This is a genomic window from Labrys neptuniae, from assembly GCF_040797145.1.
Classification (GTDB): domain Bacteria; phylum Pseudomonadota; class Alphaproteobacteria; order Rhizobiales; family Labraceae; genus Labrys; species Labrys neptuniae.
This window is the reverse complement of record NZ_JBFNQD010000015.1, coordinates 58,181-76,805: the sequence shown is the minus strand read 5'-3', so window position 1 is coordinate 76,805 and position 18,625 is coordinate 58,181. Positions and strand designations below refer to the sequence as shown.

General features: G+C 66.0%; 12 protein-coding genes and 1 pseudogene. 6 read left to right on the top strand and 7 right to left on the bottom strand.

Going from position 1 to position 18,625, the window contains the following annotated elements:
* Nucleotides 1-81: 81 nt before the first annotated feature.
* From ABXS05_RS28600 to ABXS05_RS28590, 3 genes are all read right to left on the bottom strand, one after another.
* Entirely contained in the window at nucleotides 82-2,274 is a 2,193-nt protein-coding gene (locus ABXS05_RS28600; protein WP_367626217.1) for a mechanosensitive ion channel family protein, read from the bottom strand.
* Nucleotides 2,275-2,517: 243 nt separating this feature from the next.
* Nucleotides 2,518-3,246: an FkbM family methyltransferase gene (locus ABXS05_RS28595; RefSeq protein ID WP_367626216.1), complete on the bottom strand. Its 729-nt coding sequence runs from the start codon at nucleotides 3,244-3,246 to the stop codon at nucleotides 2,518-2,520.
* Entirely contained in the window at nucleotides 3,243-4,346 is a 1,104-nt protein-coding gene (locus ABXS05_RS28590) for a radical SAM/SPASM domain-containing protein (protein ID WP_311934531.1), read from the bottom strand. Before ABXS05_RS28590 ends, ABXS05_RS28595 begins: the two co-directional genes overlap by 4 nt.
* Nucleotides 4,347-4,593: 247 nt before the next feature.
* Between ABXS05_RS28590 and ABXS05_RS28585 the strand changes: the two genes are divergently transcribed.
* A complete protein-coding gene (locus tag ABXS05_RS28585; protein WP_367626215.1) occupies nucleotides 4,594-5,013 on the top strand; it encodes a hypothetical protein in 420 nt (139 codons plus the stop codon).
* A gap of 17 nt (nucleotides 5,014-5,030) precedes the next feature.
* On the opposite strand, the gene ABXS05_RS28580 is transcribed toward ABXS05_RS28585, so the two are convergent.
* The 4 genes from ABXS05_RS28580 to ABXS05_RS28565 form a co-directional block, all read right to left on the bottom strand.
* Complete coding sequence (locus tag ABXS05_RS28580) at nucleotides 5,031-6,698, bottom strand: adenylate/guanylate cyclase domain-containing protein (RefSeq protein ID WP_311934534.1); 1,668 nt, start codon at nucleotides 6,696-6,698, stop codon at nucleotides 5,031-5,033.
* A gap of 179 nt (nucleotides 6,699-6,877) precedes the next feature.
* Nucleotides 6,878-8,053, bottom strand: a complete 1,176-nt coding sequence (locus ABXS05_RS28575) for an aminotransferase class V-fold PLP-dependent enzyme (protein ID WP_367626214.1) — start codon at nucleotides 8,051-8,053, stop codon at nucleotides 6,878-6,880.
* Between the two features lie 230 nt (nucleotides 8,054-8,283).
* Nucleotides 8,284-8,730, bottom strand: coding sequence for a cyclic nucleotide-binding domain-containing protein (locus tag ABXS05_RS28570; RefSeq protein ID WP_311934536.1), 447 nt, complete (start codon nucleotides 8,728-8,730; stop codon nucleotides 8,284-8,286).
* Between the two features lie 178 nt (nucleotides 8,731-8,908).
* Nucleotides 8,909-11,593, bottom strand: a complete 2,685-nt coding sequence (locus ABXS05_RS28565; protein ID WP_367626213.1) for an ABC transporter transmembrane domain-containing protein — start codon at nucleotides 11,591-11,593, stop codon at nucleotides 8,909-8,911.
* A gap of 357 nt (nucleotides 11,594-11,950) precedes the next feature.
* Here ABXS05_RS28565 and ABXS05_RS28560 point away from each other — a divergent pair, with 357 nt between their 5' ends.
* The 5 genes and pseudogenes from ABXS05_RS28560 to ABXS05_RS28540 all read left to right on the top strand — a co-directional run bounded on the left by ABXS05_RS28560 (nucleotide 11,951) and on the right by ABXS05_RS28540 (nucleotide 18,612).
* Entirely contained in the window at nucleotides 11,951-13,225 is a 1,275-nt protein-coding gene (locus ABXS05_RS28560) for a glycosyltransferase family protein (protein ID WP_367626212.1), read from the top strand.
* Between the two features lie 143 nt (nucleotides 13,226-13,368).
* Nucleotides 13,369-14,601: pseudogene (locus ABXS05_RS28555) on the top strand (glycosyltransferase family 4 protein); the annotation flags it as partial.
* A gap of 253 nt (nucleotides 14,602-14,854) precedes the next feature.
* Nucleotides 14,855-15,337 (top strand): class I SAM-dependent methyltransferase, encoded by a 483-nt coding sequence (locus ABXS05_RS28550; RefSeq protein WP_367626211.1) that lies wholly within the window; start codon nucleotides 14,855-14,857, stop codon nucleotides 15,335-15,337.
* 105 nt (nucleotides 15,338-15,442) lie between these two features.
* Nucleotides 15,443-16,609 carry a 2Fe-2S iron-sulfur cluster-binding protein gene (locus tag ABXS05_RS28545; RefSeq protein WP_367626210.1) on the top strand — a complete coding sequence of 389 codons (1,167 nt, stop codon included), beginning with the start codon at nucleotides 15,443-15,445 and terminating at the stop codon, nucleotides 16,607-16,609.
* The gene (locus ABXS05_RS28540) at nucleotides 16,606-18,612 is read left to right on the top strand and encodes a mechanosensitive ion channel family protein (protein WP_367626209.1); all 2,007 of its coding nucleotides are present in this window, start codon (nucleotides 16,606-16,608) and stop codon (nucleotides 18,610-18,612) included. The genes ABXS05_RS28545 and ABXS05_RS28540 overlap by 4 nt, the downstream gene beginning before the upstream one ends.
* The last annotated feature ends 13 nt before the right edge of the window (nucleotides 18,613-18,625 follow it).

Here is an 18,625-nt window from a genome sequence, read left to right as displayed (position 1 = left end):
GTAGGTGTCTGCTACACCCGGATGCGCGTTTGGGGAAGGGTTAGGTGGTGCCAGCCCTCCTCACCTCCTATCTTTACGGGCCTATCCGGCAGCGGCCGGAGGCAAGGCCAAGGCCGCATTGGCGGCGACGGCGGCACCGAGGCCGGCACGGCCCTCCCCGTCGAGCGTGCGCACCGCCACGGTGCCAGTGGAGAACTCGATGCCCTGTTCGGGCAGGATGCGGACCAGGCGCTTGAGCGCCTCGCGCTGGATGAAGGTCGGCTTGTTCGGTTTGACCGTGAATTTGAAGCGGACGACGATGGCGTTGTCGGTGATGTCGAACACGCCCTGCATCTTCAGGGGGGTGAGGAACTCCTCCTTCATCTCGGGATCCTCGAGCATGTCCTGGCCGATCTTCTTGACCGCCTTGCGCAGCTTTTCCAGATCGGTCTCGCGCGCGAAGCGCAGCGGGAATTTGATGGTCGCCCAGTCGCGGCTGTAATTGGTGACCTGGCCGAGCTGGCCATAGGGGATGGTATGCACCGGGCCGTTCTGGTGTCGCAGGCGCAGCGAGCGCAGGGTGAACCCCTCGACGGTGCCCTTGGCCTTGCCGACATCGATATATTCGCCGACCCGGAAGGCATCGTCGATGAGGAAGAAGACGCCCGACACCACGTCCTTCACCAGCGTCTGCGATCCGAAGGAGATGGCAAGGCCGAAAATCGAGGCGCCGGCGATCAGCGGCGTCACGTTGACGCCGAGCTGGGACAGGACGGTCAGCACGGCCAGGATGGAGATCGCGATCGCCAGGCCGATGCGGAAGACCGGCATCATGGTGGCAATGCGCGAGGCGGTGGAAACCGGGGCGTCGTCCTCGGCATCAGCTGCGCCCGGCAGGGCCGGGCCGCTGCGGCCCGCGGAATAACGGTCGGTGATGTAGCGCACCAGCTCCCAGGCGCAATAGGCGGCGAAGGCCGTCAGTCCGGCGGAGAACAGGTTACGCGCCACCCGGTTGAAGTCATCGCCCGCCATGACGCCGCTGACATCGACGGCCCAGGTGCGGCCGAGGGCACCGATCGCCAGGATCAGCACGCCGAAGCGGGCACAGCGCGCCAGCGCTTCCGCACCCCTTGGATGGATCAGACGGACGCCATCGGTCTGGTGCTGGAGCATGATGCGGATACGGTGCACCAGCGATTCGACCACCAGCAGGGCCACCAGGATCGCCAGCGTCAGCATCAGGGCACCGGAGATGCGCGTCTGGCCGGCCACGGCCGCGTAGATATCGGCGGTGACGAACAGGGCGAACAGCAGCAGGGCCCCCAACAACCAGTGCTTGGCGATCGCGGTCTTGACCGGGCTGGCTTGAGCGGGATTGGCGACGCCGATGAACCAGCGGCCGATCGGGCCGTTGAGGCGGATGCAGACGGCCACCATGCCCAACATCATGACCACGGCGCCATAGAGCTGGGCGGTTCCGACCGCCAGCGGCGGGGATTGCAGGGCACGCAGCACATCGGCGAGCACGGCGTTGAACAAAAGCAGCAGGATCGCGAAGGAAGCGCCACGGTAGATTGCGCGCGCATCGGCATCCCCGAGATCGGGCAGGCGGGCCTCGGGCAGGCGGGGCTGCAGGGTGAAGCGGAACACGGCCTGGAGCAGGCGCCAGATCAGCATGGTCTTGAGCATGGCGATGGAGAAGCGGGTCTGCGGCAGGTCACCCATGAAGCGAGCCGCTTCGCTGGCATTGCCGACGATCCACAGCGCGATCAGGGGCGGCAGTTCCAGGGCCCCGAGGCCGAGCAGCGCCCTGATGCCATGCAGGCCGTGCATCCGGATCACCAGCCGGCGCCGTAGTGGCGTCAGCAGCAGCCGGACCACCCATTCTGCCGCGAGGGCTGCCGCCAGCGCGCCGATCAGCAGCAGGAAATAGCGGCCGAGGCCCCGGCCATCGTTGTAATCGGCATCGAGCCTGGTGACGAGCTTGCCAAATTCGGCCCAGAGAGCCGGCAGGCCGGTGACGAGGCCTCCGACATGCATGAACATCTCGGTCTGCTGGGCACTTGCCATCTGCATGCCGCTGCCGTCGGGGCTGGGCGGAGCAGGTTGGGCGCCCTGGGCCTGCAGCTTCTTCATCACGGATTGGCTGATGGCCTCCACCATCGTGTCCATCTGCTGCTGGCTCATGGCGGGAGGCGCGGGAGCGGCAGGAGACGGCGTTCCCTGCGCCCAGCACGGCCAGGCGGCCAAGGCGAAAACCACGAAGAGCCAACGCAACCCGCCAGGCAGTCTCAAGACGAACGTCCTCCCAAGGCGTTTTGCGATTTGCGGGCTACGCCGAGAATCGCAAAGACGCTATAGCCAATCCCGCCGGATTGGCTGGAAACACAGAGCTGGCGCAAACGAGCCTTCAGCCGCGAACCCGCCTTGCTCCCGCTGCCGTCAGGCAGTCGCACATAGCGCGTGCTGCCGACCGGATTGCAACCAATTCACGACACAGGCGGAAGAGCCGGTCAATGGCGCCGTATCGGCAAGCCGCTACTTTCGCGTTGCCAGCACGGTGGAATTGGCCTGCCGGGATATCGGCGCGCCCTCGCAATCAAGGCTGCGCAGCGTGTAGGCGGCAAGTGCCGACTGGGCCGTCGCCGTCAGGGTTTCGATCTCAGCGGCCGAACGGCCGGCTTTGGCGAGCAGGCGGGGATGGAAGGCGATCAGGGCTGCCACGGTGCGCGGGCCGAGGAGGGAGGCCAGATGCGGCAGGAGCTGATACTCGGCCCCTTCCACGTCCATCTTGAGCACGATGCGCTTGGCATCCTTCGCCATGGCGGCGATGTCGGCGGGCAGGATCGCCTCCGCCTCCCACAGCGCGGCGCCGCTGTCGGCGGCCAGGATGCTGCCCATGCTGTCGCCGGGCTTCTTGGGCGAACCCAGCCTGACGCGCCCCGCCGTCGGCGACACCGCGGCATGGTGGAGGCGGATGTGCGATGCCAGCACCGGATTGGCGGCGACATTGGCGCTGATGAGCTCGAAGGCGCGTGGATCGGGTTCGAAGGCGAGAACATCGGCTCCGAGTGCGGCGGCCGTCAGGGTGATCGGTCCGATCCAGCCGCCGATATCGACGAACAACGTACCGGGACCGGTCAGCGCATGCACACTCGCCAGTGTCTCGGGCTCCCAGGCCCCGCTCTCGGCCTTGTCCCAGAAGCCGTCCTTGTCGTCGGCGACGGCGAAGCTCGCGCCGGCGACGCTGCGCAGCCGGGCGTTCACGCCGCTTTGCTCTGCAGCTCGGCGGCCCTCTGCCGGCGCAATTTGTTGAGCTTGATCTTGAAGCCCATATTGTCGGCGTTGGAATAGGAGCAGCTCTGGCAGATATCGAACTGCTTGGTATAGCCGTGGCGCCGGGCCTTGGCCGCCTCGTCCGACAGATAGGCCTGCTTGAAGCCGACCTTGTCGACATTGGGCAGCTTGATCATGCGGTCATAGTCGATGCAGCACAGGCCGAGGTCACCTTCCCAGAACACCACGGTCTGATAGAGCGGCACGTCGCAGAGCAGGCTGATCTTCTCGTTCTGGTGGCGCTGCAGATCATGGTTCTTCGGCACGAGGTGGCCATATTTCGTCTGCTGGTCGTCATCGGTGTAGGAACCGAGGCTGAAGGTCTTGAAGCGTACCTGGTCGAAGCCGATATTGTCCGCCCACTCCACCATCGCGTCGATCTGCTTTTCCGAATAGGAGGTCAGCAGCGTCTGCAGCACGGTCACCGTCTTGGTGTTGCCGAGGCGCTGCTTGATGGCGAGGAAGTTCTCGATATTGGCTTTCACCTGCTCGAACTTCGAGCCGACGCGGTAGGATTCCTGCGCCTCGGCGTCGAAGCCGTCGATGCACAGGTTGATGCGGCCGAGCCCGGCCTGGAGCATCTTCTCGATCAGCTCGGAAGAAAGCTTGGTGGCATTGGTCGAGACGAAGGTGTCGTGCCCGCGCTCATTGGCATAGGCGATCATCTCGGGCAGCGCCTTGTTCATGGTCGGCTCGCCGGAGAAGTTGAAATACATCGCCGGTTTGAGCGGCTCGTCGACGAAATCGTCGACGATCTGCCGGAAGATCTCCATCTTCATCAGGCCGCGCGGACGCGTCATGGCGAAGGTGACCGGGCAGACGGGGCAGCGCAGATTGCAGGAATTGGTGACGTCGACGACGATGATCGTCGGCAATTTCTTGAAATAGCTGAGCGGAATATGGCTGGCGGCATAGGTGAACGCCTTGCGGGCCAGGGGCGATTTCTGGATCTGGTCCGTCACCTTGTCACGCATGCGGTGCAGCAGCTTGGGGGCGGCGGATTTGGTTCCAATCGCAGTCAGGTCAAGCACGGTCTTCTCCATCCGGCACACCGGGTCAAGGCCGGTGGCTTGAGCCCGTGTGTAGCGCAGATTTGGCGGGAGTGCGACAGGCCGCGCTCAAATTCGAGTGATGGCGGTTCCGGCAGGATATGGCGTGCCGGATGCCGGAAAAATCCCGTTCGGGACCGTACCGGATCCCAGCCGGGTTTGACGATGGCGACGACTTCAGGGAATCTGAGGCGACAATCCTGTCGGTCCCGGTCCGGAAGGAAGAGGAATGCAGCTGAAGAGGCAGATCCCGTTGCTGGCCATGGCTGCGCTCGTCGGCCTCACCGGCATGTCCGGATTGGCTGTTCCTCCGGTTCATGCCCAAACCGCGCAGGCGATTCCCGTCCGGCCGAATCCGGCGCGCGTGCAGCAGAAGATGCGCGAGATCGAACCCGAATACCGCCGCCGCGTGTTGCGCGACGGCAAGGCTGCCGCCGATGCCTGGCTGGTCCGCACGGCGCGGCAATGGGGCATAGAGGAGGGCCGCAGGGCCCGGCGGGAGTATGATGCCAACCAGCGACGGGCGGCCGAGGCCCGCAGTCGCCCGCGCACCGCGCAGCCTGCCTCACCTCTGCAATCTGCGACGCCGCCCAAGCCCGCTCCAGCCGATACGCCGCTCCCGGCGACGATCCGGGAAGGCTTGCGCTGAAGGGCCGGCGTGACCCTTCACTCGGCCGGTACCGGCGTCTCGTCGAGCGTATAGAGCGTGATCGGCTTGTCGCGGCCGACGATGTGCAGATGCTTGCCGTTCTGGCGGCGCAGCGACATGCCCGAACGCTGCATGGCTTCTTCGGAGATCAGGCAGTCGGTGAGGTAGTCCTTGGTGGCGGCTTCCAGCCGGCCGGCGATGGTGACGGTGTCGCCGAGCGCGACCAGGCGCATGCCGCGCTCGCTGTCGCCGACCCGGGCGATGATGGCGGGGCCGGAATGGATGCCGATGCCCACCCTGAGGGGGATCGAAAGGGCCGCCCCGAATTCGGTGTTGAGGCCTTCCACGCTCTTGAGCATGCCCCGGGCCGCCCGGATGGCATCGGCGGCGCCGCGGGAGGGCTCGTCACCCAGGCCGAAGATCGCGATCAGCCCGTCGGCCGCAAAGGCATCGACGCGCCCGCCATGGGCCTCGGCGGCCTGGGTCATTTCCTGCACGAAGCGGTTCATCAAAAGCACGATATCGTAGGGGATCTGCAGCCTCGTCATCGCATTGAAGGCGCGGATGTCGACGAAGAGGGCGGTGATCTCGCGTTCGGCACCCCAGCGATAGAGATCGTCGCCGCTACGCCCGCGCATGCCTGACGGCACGATCGGCAGCAGGATCTGCACGGAGATGTCGTGGTCGGGGCGAAGCTGGCAGGCAAGGCGCACATTGGCGGGTGCCGAGATGCGCTCCAGCATGGTGCGCTCGGCCTTGCTCGGGGCCGGCAGGGCGCTCGCATCCGAGGTGACGGCCACCCGGCAGGTCGAGCAGCGCCCGCGCCCGCCGCACTGGGCCGGATGGGGGATGGCGTTGGCGCGGCTGGCCTCGAGCACGGTGGTGCCGCGCGGGATCTTGAAGGTGCCATGGCCGACATAGCGGATGGAGACCGTGCCCGACCGCAGTCGCAGCACGACCCGCAGAATCATCACGAAGGCAACGAAGGCGATCACGGCAGCAAGGCCGAGCAGCAGCCATTGCCCCGCGACGAGCAGGGCCATGGTGTGGTCGGTCGCGATCGGCGAGGGCGTGCGTCCGGCCGCCTCGAGCTCGCGGCTGGCGGAGAAGAAGCCGGCCAGCGCCAGGGTGGGCAGCATGCCCATGCCCAGAATCAGCAGGTCGCGCCAGCGCGCATAGAAGGAGCGGCTGCGCAGCACCTGGCCGATGCCGATGCAGCCATGCGTCCAGGCACAGAGCAGCAGCAGGATCTGCTTGGCCGGCCCGCCCTGCCAGATCCGCGCCAGCACCTCGCCATAGCTTTCGCTGTAGCCGTAGAGGGAGGTGATGCGCGTGCCGAGCACATGGGAGATCAGGAAATAGGGAATGGCCAGGCCGAGGGCGATCTGCACCAGTTCCTCGAGTGGCATGCGCGAAATGCGCCGCGTGGTCAGGCGCTTGAGTGCGAGCGTCGCATGGGTCAGCAATGCTCCATAGAGGAGCACGGTGCCGCCATAGGATTGCCAGGCCCAGATTCGCCAGCGCTGCACGGCCTCCATGGTCGTCACGCCGAACACGCCGAGGGCGTGGTTGAGCAGATGGGTGGTCACGAAGGCGAACAGCACGACGCCGGCCCATAGCCGCAACTCGCGCTCCCGTGGCAATCGCCATTCGATTTGCCCGGGTGCGCTCTCGGTGTCGCTCATGCGGTCGAACTCGTGAAGATGAGTGCCGGGATGCGGCAGTCGGTCAAAGGGGAGAGCCCATGCGGGCCTGGCAGCAAAGCCCGTTTTAGCGAAAACGCAGTTTTACTCTAGCTCTTTGTTTCGACGCGACTTTGCGATCCGCGGCACCGCCCCCGGGGTGTTCCGGCCCGAGCCTGCCATCAATGCATCTTCTCCAGCAGCGCCAGCAGGGCGTCGATCTCGTCCTCGCTGTTGTAGTAGTGCGGCGATGCACGCACCAATATCGGCAGATGGCGGGCGAGCGCGTCGAGCAAGGTGCTGCCGGGCCGGGATATGCTGAGATTGATGCCGGCCTCGGTGGCGCGCCTGCGGACCTCGTCCGCCTCCAGGCCGTCGACCGTGAAGGAAACGATGGCTGCCGGATGTGGGCCGAGATCGAAGACGCGCAGGCGCGGGAGCGATCGCAGACCCGCCCGCAGCCGTTGCGCCAGCGCCTGGCAGCGATCGCGAATCGCCTCGATGCCGACGGCAAGGGCATAATCGGCGGCGACGCCGAGCCCGAGCCGGGCGGCGTAATTGTTCTCCCAGCTTTCGAAGCGCCTCGCGTCATCGCGCAGGCGGTAATGATCCTTGTCGACCCAAATTGCGCCGAAATGGTCGACCATCGGCGGCTCGAGCGTGAGGCAGAGCTTGCGGCGGACATAGAGGAAGCCGGTGCCGCGCGGCCCGCGCAGGAATTTGCGGCCCGTCGCAGACAGCATGTCGCAGCCGAGAGCCTCGACGTCGATGGGCATCTGCCCCACGGCCTGGCAGGCATCGAGCAGATAGGGAATGCCATGGCGCCGGGCCACGACCCCCACGGCGGCGGCCGGGTTGACCAGGCCGCCATTGGTCGGGATCCAGTTGATGGCGATCAGGCGCACCCTGTCGTCGATCATGGCCTCGAGCGCAGCGGGATCGAGCACGCCGTCGGCATCGTCGGGAATGACCTCGATCACCGCGCCAGTCCGTTTGGCGACCTGCAGGAAGGCGACGTAATTGGCGCCATATTCGGCCGTGGTGGTGAGAATGCGGTCACCCGGCCGGAAGGGGAGGGCGTAGAATGCCATCTGCCAGGCGACGGTGGCATTCTCCGTCAAGGCGATCTCGTCGCGCGCGCCGCCGACGAGGCGGGCTAGGCTGTCATAGACGCTGTCGAGCCGGGCTGCCGATTCCTCGGCGGCCTCGTAACCGCCGATCTCGGCCTCGCGTCGCAGATAGGAGGTCATCGCATCGACCACCGGCGCCGGCATGAGCGCCGCGCCGGCATTGTTAAGATGGATGCGGTTGGCGACACCGGGGGTTTCGGCACGAAGGCGGTCGAGTGCAAGGGTCATCATGGCTCCTCGGGCATCTTTCGATCGGATGGAGGCATCGAATCGCAAAGATGCGTCGAAATGGAATCGGATGGAGGCGGCTTGTAGACGCACTCGGAAGGAGGGGCGGGCATGGCGCACATGCACAACCGAGCCTTGCCCGCCCATTTTTTGCGATTCAAGCGATTGTGGGTGCACTCGGCAAACAGCCAACGGCCGCGCCGGCAGGCCGTATCCGCCTGTGCGGGAATTCAGTGCGTCAGGACGTGGGCATCCTGCGTGGCGATCTGCATGACGCGGCGCGCCAATTCCTTGGCGATCGACATGGAGAACTGCGGATTGTCCTGCATCATGCGCAGCAGGCAATCCTTGTTGATGCGCATGACCGAAATGTCGGTATGGGCCCGCGCCGAAGTGAAACGGCGTGCGTCGCAGAGCACCGCGACTTCGCCGATCATGGCGCCCGGACCTTCGGTACCGATGGCGATGAGGTTCTCGCCATTCTGGGCGAGCAGTTCGACGTCGCCCCTGAGGATGACGTAGGCAGCATCGGGAATCTCGCCGATCTTGAAGAGATAGTCGCCCTTCTCGAAGGTCAACTGCTCGCTCATGCAGGCGAGCAGCCGCATCTTGCACGGATCGATGCCCGTGAAGATCGGCGCGTTCCTGATGGTTTTGACTTCCAGATCGAGATCCAAGGTCCCTCTCCCCGCTCAACCCTAGAGCAAAGCGCGTTCAAGTGTGAACGCCCATTTGCTCTAGCTCCTTGTTCCGACACGCCTTTGCGATTCGAGGTGACTCCCTCACATCGCAAAACGCTTTAGCAACCCCTCGTTGAGCAATCGAGGCAAAATCCAGATGCAATCCAAGCATCATTTAGGCACTCTGCGCAAGAGTAACAATATCGCGAGTGACGATTCTTGGCCCGTCGAATTCGATGATCCGGTCGAATCCCTCGGCCTGGCTGGCGCTCGCAACGGTTGCAATCAGCGTGCGCCCCTGCATGGCGCTGCGTACGCTGTGGAGAAGCTCCTCCGCTTCCGAGCTGGAAAAGGCCAGAAGCGCGTTCTCCATCACCAGAATCTGGGGATTGGCGACCAGGGCCCGGGCGATGGCGATGCGGGCACGCTGGGCCGGCTGCAGCTGCCAGCCATTCTTGCCGACTTCGAAATTCAGCCCCAGGGCGAAGATATCCTTGTCGAGGCCGAGTTCCTCGACCACGCCGCGCGCCAGCGCATAGACGCGTTCCGGCGCATTGGCGATGCCGTAGCTGATGCGCCCGAACAGGATGTTGTCGCCCACCGGCGCGGCGCGCATGTAGCGCGCGGGATCGTAGAACTCGATCTCGTCGCTGTATTGCGATGGCAGGTGGCTGCGGAAGCTGTGGCGCGCCCGCAGCGCCCGTGCCGTGAAGGCCTCGGTGATCAGGCCCAGGCGGTGGCGCGGCTCGATATAGGCCAGGCCCGCGCCGAGCAGCCGCGTGCGCGCCGAGGACGAGAGAGCCCGCGTGGTGCCGCGCGCATGCACGGAATCCACGATTTCCTGGAAGCGCGGCAGGTCTTCGGGACGAATCGCCGAATAGCGTTCGAACACGGGATGTTCCGGTGGCAGGCCGGCAAAGGTCTCCACGGCCATTTCCGCCACGCGCAGGCCGAAATCGATCAAGGGTTCCAGCAGGGCCTCAGCCTCGAGGATGGAGCGCATGAACGGGTTGCGCTGCAGGCTGTCCATATGCAGCTTCTTGCCCTTGGGCACGCCGAAGAGCAGGTTTTCGCCGACCGAAGCGCCGGCATTGTAGAGCTGCGGGTCGAAGGGGTCGACCAGATGGGACATGCCCTTGCTGGCCAGGCGCTCGCGCACGACCTGGCGCGCCCGCACGAAACGCTCGAGGAAGGCGTCGCTATGGCTGTCGTCGAAGCGGCCTCGTACGCCGAAGCGGTTGATATCGGCGAAGGCGCCGGCGGCGTCGAGTGCCCTGCGGATCGCCGCATCGACCTCTTGCGGCCCGGCGATGCCCAGCGCCTGGTAGTCCGTCCAGTCGGCGTCGGCGGAGACCAGTGGATTGCCGGAACGGCGAGCCTCCAGGAAGGTTTTGTACTGGGCATTGTCGGACACCAGCACCGAAATGTCGCCGAGGGTCGGTGGGCGGCGCTGGGCGGCGAACAGGATGTTGTCGCGGATGGAACCGGGCGAGAGCAGGGGATCGGGGCCGACGAAGGACAGGATCTGGCTGAGTTCGAGGTCGGAGAAGGACGAAATCTCGGCGTCGCCGATCTTCACGCTGCCCTGATAGGCCAGGAACTGGCGTCCGAGGATGCGGGCCAGGATGTCGCGGCCGGCACCGGCCGGTCCGACCAGGGCGATATGACCAGGCCGTTCCAGGGTGAGGGAGAGGCGGTCGAGCAGCGAGACACCGCGGGCATCCTGCACGCTCACCGACGTGAGCTGGATGGGCGTGTCGGCGGGAGGGATCGCCGCGGCCTTGCCGTTGGCCGGCGGTAGCAGCCGCTCCGGTGAGAACTGTGCCGAGACCTGCTCATATTTGACCTGCACGTCCTGGCGCTGCTGGTCCCAGGTGATGAGGTCGTTGATGGGCGCAGGAAGATCCTTGTAGGCATTGATCACGGCGACGAGGGAACCGATGCTCACGGTGCCGATCAAGGCGAAATAGCCGCCCGCTGCATAAAAGATGAAGGGCGTGAGCTGGGCCAGGAGGTTGTTGAGGAACTTGACCGCGAATTTGCGGCGGAACAGGTCGGCACGGATCCTGTAGAGGCCGCCGAGCCTGTCGCCGATTTCGGCCTCGACGTAGCGCGTGGCGCCGAACGTATGCAGGGCGGGTGCCGTCTCGATCGCCTCGCCAATGCGCCCGGCGAGCTGGCGTGACGCCAATTGGCGCTCGCGGCCGAGGCGGATCTGCTCACGCCGCAGGATCGGGATGATGATCGCCTGCGCCAGCACGACGACGAGGGCGGCCAGGCCGAGGCTCGGGCTCTGCATCATGATGAAGAGCAAAGCAGTGCCGGCCTGCGTGATCAGGAAGATCGGCTGGATGAAGGCATCGCCGATGAAGCCGCCGATCGGATCGACTTCGTCCTTGATCATCCCGGCCACCTCGGCCGGCTTCAAAGGAGCGATGTCCTCGGGCCGGAAACGCATCAGGATCGAGAAGAGATCGAAGCGCAGGCGCCGCAGCATGCGCTCGCCCAAGATGCCCTTGCGGATGTTGATGACATATTTGAAGGCGCCATTGATCAGCACCAGCACCAGAAACCACAGGCTGAGGGCGAACAGGAACGGCACCCGCGTGAGCTCGATGCCGTCGAAGATCCGCCAGGTGGTGCCGCCGAGGAAATCAGGCAGGGAAAGCGACATCTCGAACAGGCGCGCGGTCTGCTTGCCACCCTCGAAGGCGCCGCCCTGGATCGCCTGGTTGACGATGTGCTTGGGGACTTCCAGCGAGATCCAATAGAAGGGCAAGGACGCAAGAATCACCAGCAGCAGGAAGATCTGCTCGCCTCGCGAATGCCGCCAGACATATCGAAAAAGGCTAGGGTCCAACGGGTGACACCTGTTTCCAGTGTCGTGGAGTTAAGAGCTTGCAAGCCGTCCGTCAACGCAGCGACTGCTTGGAACTGACAAAAGCTTGTTATGAATCCGTGACTAAATTGTGGGTTGCGTCCGCATCGGCGCGGCGATACGGCAGGGGTGCTCGGGCATCGCCTCCCCTCCGGGGAGGCTGGGAAAGCAGCTATCTGCCCGTTGTCGCTGCGACGCGGTATGTTTATGATGAAACCACAGCGGGTATCGGCGCTGCGCCGCCCCGCTTCATTTGTGTCGAGATCCGGCAAACCGATCAGGCGAGAATCAGGTCTTAATGCGTAAAGCATCCAGCAAAAGCTCGGGGGGCTAGTCGTCATGTTGCATCAGCCCGGGCCGGGACCGTCCCGCCGCGCGCAACGCGGCTCCGGCGGCCCGCGCGTGATGATCTACAGCCACGATACGTTCGGCCTCGGCCATCTCCGGCGTTCGCGCGCCATCGCCAATCGCCTGGTCGAACGCCACCCGGACGCCTCGATCGTCATCATCTCCGGTTCGCCGGTGATCGGCAGCTTCGAGTTCGGCGACGGGGTCGATTATGTGCGCGTGCCCGGCGTGGTCAAACATGCCGACGGCAACTACACCACCCTCAGCCTCAACCTGTCGCTCGACGAGGCGGTGGCGATGCGCGAGGGCATCATCCTGCAGACGGCCCGCGCGTTGAAGCCGGACCTGGTGATCGTCGACAAGGAGCCGACGGGCTTTCGTGGCGAACTGCTGCCGGCGCTCGAGGAACTGCACCGGGCCGGTGCCCGCATCGTGCTCGGCGTGCGCGACGTGATGGACGAACCCTCGGTGCTGGCGCCGGAGTGGGAGCGCAAGGGCGCCGTCGACGCGCTCGTGCGCTATTACGACGACATCTGGGTCTACGGCCTGAGCGAGATCTACGAGCCGCTGGCCGGACTCGACCTGCCCGACCATGTCCGCCGGCGCATCGTCTATACCGGCTTCCTGCGCCGCGAACTGCCGCCCCAGCCGCAATTGATCCGCTATCCCAAGCTGACCAAGGGACCCTTCGTGCTGGTCACCACCGGCGGTGGCGGTGACGGGCATGAGCTGGTCGACTGGGTGCTCTCCGCCTATGAGCGAGATCCCGGCATCCCGACCCCGGCACTGCTGGTATTCGGGCCGTTCGTCGCCCGCGATCGGCGCGGTCCGTTCATGGAACGCATCGCCCGCCTGCCCAATGTCGACGCCATCACCTTCGACGCCAAGATCGAGCACCTGATGGTCAAGGCCCAGGGCATCGTCTCGATGGGCGGCTACAACACCTTCTGCGAGATTCTCTCGCTCGACAAACGGGCGCTGATCGTGCCGCGTACCACGCCCCGCCGCGAGCAGACGATTCGGGCCGAGCATGCGACCCGTCTCGGGCTGGTCTCGATGCTCGATGGCAACAACCTCAATCCGGGCGCTCGCCGCGATCCGCTGGAGATGGCGCAGGCCATCCGCAACCTGCCCAGCCAGTCCTTGCCGTCCAAGGCCTTCCTGCCGCACCTGCTCGAGGGCCTCGACCGTATCGAGCAATTGGCGACGCCTTGGTTCGAGGCCAGGCTGAACGCCGTCCCGCTCGGCCGCGTGGCCGGAACCTGACCCTTTCCGGGTGCACGGGCATCCTGCCCGTTCCTGGATACGCTGCATTGGCAGGATGGGAAGAACGGGCAGGATGCCCGTGCACCCGGAGGTTCCTGTCGACGCGAGCGATGACCAACACGTTTCTCTCCGACCGGATCTTGATGTCTTCCAGCCGCTCTCCCATTGCCATCGTCGTCAAGGGCTATCCCCGCCTGTCCGAGACCTTCATCGCCCAGGAGATCCTGGCGCTGGAGCAGGCAGGCTTTGCCTTCGAGATCTGGTCGCTGCGCCAGCCGACGGACGGGGCGGTGCACATGCTGAACCGGCAGATCAAGGCTCGGCCGGTCTATCTGCCCGAATATCTGCATCAGGCGCCGCTGCGGGTGCTGGCAGGGGCGCTCAGTGCCCTCAAGCGCCCCAGGCTGTTCAAGCTGGTGGGATTGTTCCTGCGCGATCTTCGTCGCGATTTCAGCGCCAGCCGCGGCCGCCGCCTCGGCCAGGCCCTGGTGATGGCGCGCGAGCTCGATCCGGCCATCCGTCATCTCCATGTGCATTTCCTGCACACGCCGGCCTCGGTGGCGCGCTATGCCGCCCTGCTGACCGGGCGGACCTTCTCTTTCTCCGCGCACGCCAAGGACATCTGGACCACCACCGATTGGGAGAAGCGCGAAAAGATCGCCGACAGCCAATGGGGGGTCACCTGTACGCGCGGCGGGGTCGAGGCCTTGCAGCGCCTCGCGCCGGCGGATGATCCCGATCGGGTCAGCCTCGTCTATCACGGCCTCGATCTCGGCCGTTTTCCTGTGCCGCCGGCCGAACGGCCGTGGCGCGACGGCAGCAGCGCCGAAGCGCCGGTCGAATTCGTCACCGTGGGACGCGCCGTCGCCAAGAAAGGCTTCGACGACCTGCTCACGGCACTGGCGCAACTGCCCCCGAGCCTCTCGTGGCGCCTCACCCATATCGGCGGCGGCGAATTGCGCAAGGCGCTGCAGGCCCAGGCCGAGCGGCTGGGCCTGGCCGATCGCATCATCTGGCGAGGGGCGCTGGCGCAAGGCGAGGTGATCGAGGCCCTGCGCGCCGCCGATCTGTTCGTGCTGCCTTGCAAGGAAGGCGAAAGCGGCGACCGCGACGGGCTGCCCAACGTGATCATGGAAGCGTCGACGCAGGCCCTGCCCATCCTTTCCACGCGTTTTGCCGGCGTGCCGGAATTCGTGCGCGAAGGCGAGGAAGGGCTGCTGGTGCCGCCGAACGATCCGCAAGCCCTCGCCGGGGGGCTGTGGACCCTCGCCACGGATCCGGCCTTGCGCCAGCGCCTGGGCGAGGGGGCCTATCGGCGCGTGCGCGAAGCTTTTTCCTTCGAAGCGGGTATAGCCGTGCTGGCCGGCAAGTTCGATGGCGTGCTGGCCGGATCGCTCCCCATGGCCGCAGGGGCGAGGGTTGGGCGAGATGATCGGGGGCCAGTGCAACTCGACGCAGGAGTCCCCTCGCCCCGCTTGCGGGGAGAGGATAGAGGTGAGGGGCTGTGACACGCTATCATTTTGAACGGTTGTGCTGCCCCTCATCCTTACCTTCTCCCCGCAAGCGGGGCGAAGGGGGCCCGAGCGTCGCGCCGGATTTACGCATCGTCGTAACTGCGGATGAATTTTCGTGAGCCGGCTCGACAGCTTCATCCGCCGGGTCTGCGCCCAGCGCGACGTGCTCGATCATGTCTGCGGCCTGATCGCCGGCCTGCCCGGTCCGGTGCTCGAACTCGGGCTCGGCAATGGGCGGACCTTCGACCATCTGCGGGAAAGACTGCCCGGCCGGCGCATCGTCGCCTTCGACAGGGCCCTGGGCGCCCATAAGAGTTCGGTGCCGCCTGAGGAAGACCTGGTGCTCGGCGAAATCCTCGAAACTGCCGCCCGTTTCACCGGCATCGGCGCCGCACTGGTGCATGCCGACATCGAGACCAACTACGCCGAGGTCGACGCCGAGACGATGCGCTGGTTGCCACCGTTGGCGGCCGATCTGCTGCAGCCCGGCGGCATCGTCGCCAGCGGCCTTCCCTTGCGGCATGCCACGCTCCAGCACCTCGACCTGCCGGCCGGCGTGCCGTCCGGGCGCTATTTTCTCTATCGCTGCACCACCTGAAAATGGCTGGGGGACAGGAGCGTCCCGGTCTTCGATAGGGATCATTGAATCTTACGGATTTCGTAGGATGATGGCCGCAATGAACTCAAGCGGCAGGCGGGTCCCTTGTCGGCGCTTCCCTTTTCCCAGCACATGCGCTCGCTGCAGCGTCGGTTGCGGCTGATCGCCGGGCTGGTCCTGCTCGTCTTCGTGACGATGCACCTCGTCAACGCGGCGCTCGGCCTGATTTCCATCGAGGCCATGGAACAGGCCAAGCCGTTTCTGCAACTGCCCTGGCGCACCATGCCGGGCCTGGCGCTGCTGTCGGCCGCGGCCCTGGTGCATGGCGTCCTCGGCCTCATGGCGATTGCCAGGCGGCGGAGCCTGGCCTTGTCGCGCACGGACTGGGTGCAGATCGGGCTGGGCCTGCTCGCGACGCCCCTCTTGATCAACCACATCCTGTTCGCACAGGTGTTCAGCCTGATCGATGCCGGCTTCAAGCCCGATTTCGGCCTGGTGCTGGCGGCCTATTGGCACTTCGCCCCGGCCAATGCCCTCTTGCAGGTGCTTGCCGTGGTGGTGGTCTGGGTGCATGGCGCGGTGGGGCTCTATACCTGGCTGGTGCTCAAGCCGGCCTGGCGGCGCCTCGGCCTGATCCTGACGCCGCTGTTCTTCATCCTGCCGGTCGCCGCCCTGCTCGGTTTCGTGCAGGGCGGCAAGGATGCCATGGCCAGGCTCGCCGCCGAGCCCGAATGGCAGGCGGCGATCGCCGCGAGCATGGGGCGTTTCAGCGCGGCGCAGGCCGAGATCGGCGCCATCCGCGACGCTACCCTGCTGGCTTATGCCGGTCTGGTGCTGCTGGCTTGCGGCGTGATGCTGAGCCGTGTGCTGGGGAACCGGCAGCGAGTGGTCAGCGTGCATTATGACGGTGATCTCCTCGGCCAGGGACGGCCCGGCCTTTCCCTGCTGGAGGTCAGCCTGGCCAGCGGCGTTCCCCATGCCCATGTCTGCGGCGGCCGGGGCCGGTGCGGGACCTGTGTGGTCGCCGTCGACGAAGGCGCGGCCAACCTGTCGCCGATCGGTGTCGACGAACGGGCGACGCTCGCGCGCATTCACGCCGGTGCCAGCCAGCGCCTCGCCTGCCAGGCCCGATTGTTGGGCGAGAGCGTTTCGATCAGCCGCCTGCGTCCGGCCTATGCCGACGTCACCGCGGCGCGTGACCCTGCAGGCTGGACGGCAGCTTCGGCCGGCGGGGTGATACCACAGCCCATCCCGTCGCAGGCCGCGCCATGAGCACACGCAGCGTCCTTTCCATCCTGGCAGGCGCTTCGGCCGCCGGCCTGGTCCTGCAGCGGGCGCAGGCGGAAACGCTTGCCGCCGCCGCACTGATCCAGGACCAGGCGGTCCAACAGGGGCAGCTTTCGGCCTTCGTGGCCAGCCTGCTTCAGGCCGCCAAGCATCGCCTCGCCGGCATCGCCGACAGTCTCACCCTGGCGCCCGGTGAGTTCGCCCGCCTTGCCTCGGACGTCTCCACCGCAATGCCGACGGGCAACGGCATCGTCACGCTGACCTATGGCCTCATCCTGCTCATCGTCGGGGCGGGGGCAGAATGGCTCTATTGGACCTATGCCACGCCGGCGGTGATCGCGTTGGAGGCTGCCACCGTCACGAGCCGCCGCGCGGCATTCAGCCTCGCCATGCGGCGCCTCGGCCTGCGCGCCTTCGGCCTCGTGTTGTTCGTGGTGGCCATTGTCGGCGCCGCCGCCTATTTCGACTGGCCGTCCGGCTTCGACGGCTTCGTGATCGCCTCGATCCTGCTCATCGTGTTCGTGCGCCTGGCCTGGCTCATGGCTGATATCATCGCCGCACCCGGCCATCCGCAATTGCGGCTCGGCGACATCGATCCCTCCCATGCCCAGCGCTTCGTGGCCGCCTTTGTCGGCATGGCCTTCCTGCTCGCCCTCAGCCACCTCCTGCCCGAACTCCTGGAATATGTCGCCAGCGCCCCGCATGCGGCTTCGGCGGTGCGGGTGATCTCGGCCACGCTCATCACCCTGATCGTGCTGACCGGTGTCCTGATCGGTCTGAGACGGGGCCGCGCCACGGCCAGCGCCAGCGGCCGGCTGCTGCCTCGCTTTCCCTATGGCTTCCTCGCCGCCGCGCTGATCCTTGGCATTTACGGCGTCTGGCTGGCGGCCGGCTCGACGCTCGCGACGCTGCTGGCGATCCTGGCCATCGTCGCGACGGTGCAGACGCGGCTCAGGCGCTGGGTGTTCTTCTTCTGGCCCGAGGAGGTCACGCCCGACGGCAGCACCATCGGCGCCGGCCTCATTCCCAACATCGTATTGTCGCTGTCGCGCTATGGCGTGGTGCTCACCGGCATCGCCGCCGCCCTCATCGCCCTCGACGCGCCGATGCGCAACATGGCGGGAGGCGACAGCCCGCTGATGCGTTTCGTCCTGCACCTGCTCGGTGTCGCCGGCCTGGCGCTCGTCATCAATGTCGGCTGGGTCGCCATCCGCGAACTGATCGACCGGCGCCTGCGCAGCATCGGGCCCTTCGATCCCCATGCCGAGCCCGGGCCCAATGCACGCCTGCGCACCCTGCTGCCGCTGCTACGCATGACCAGCGCCATCGTGCTGTTGGTACTGCTGGTGCTCTCCGCCCTCTGGACCCTCGGCATCGAGATCACGCCGCTGCTGGCCGGCGCGGGCGTGCTCGGGCTCGCCGTCGGCTTCGGTGCCCAGGCCCTGGTGCGCGACATCATCGCCGGCATCTTCTACTTGGTCGAGGACGTCTTCCGCATCGGCGAATATATCGAGAGCGGTTCGAGCACCAAGGGTACGGTCGAGCGCATCACCCTGCGCACCGTGGCGCTGCGCCACCACAACGGACCCCTGCATTTCGTGCCCTATGGATCGCTCGGCACCGTGCGCAACAATTCGCGCGACTGGGTGATCGAGAAGTTCAACCTGCCGCTGCCGGTGAGCGTGGATTCCGAACAGGTCCGCAAGATCATCAAGAAGGTGGGCGAGGGCATGCAGGCCGATCCCGATATCGGCCCGATGATCCGCGAGCCGTTGAAAGCCAAGCTCTATCGCATCGATCCCGGCATCAAGATCTTCCGCTGCAAGTTCCAGACCGCACCGGGCAAGCAGTTCGACGTCAGGGCCGAAGCCTATAAGCGCATCGAGGCCGCCCTGCAGGCCGCCGGCATCCGCTTCGCCGACGGGATGCAGACCGTGGTGATCCCGGGCTCACAAGTGAGCCCGGGCAGTCAGCCGGCTGTCGCCTGAGGTTTGCCGGTCC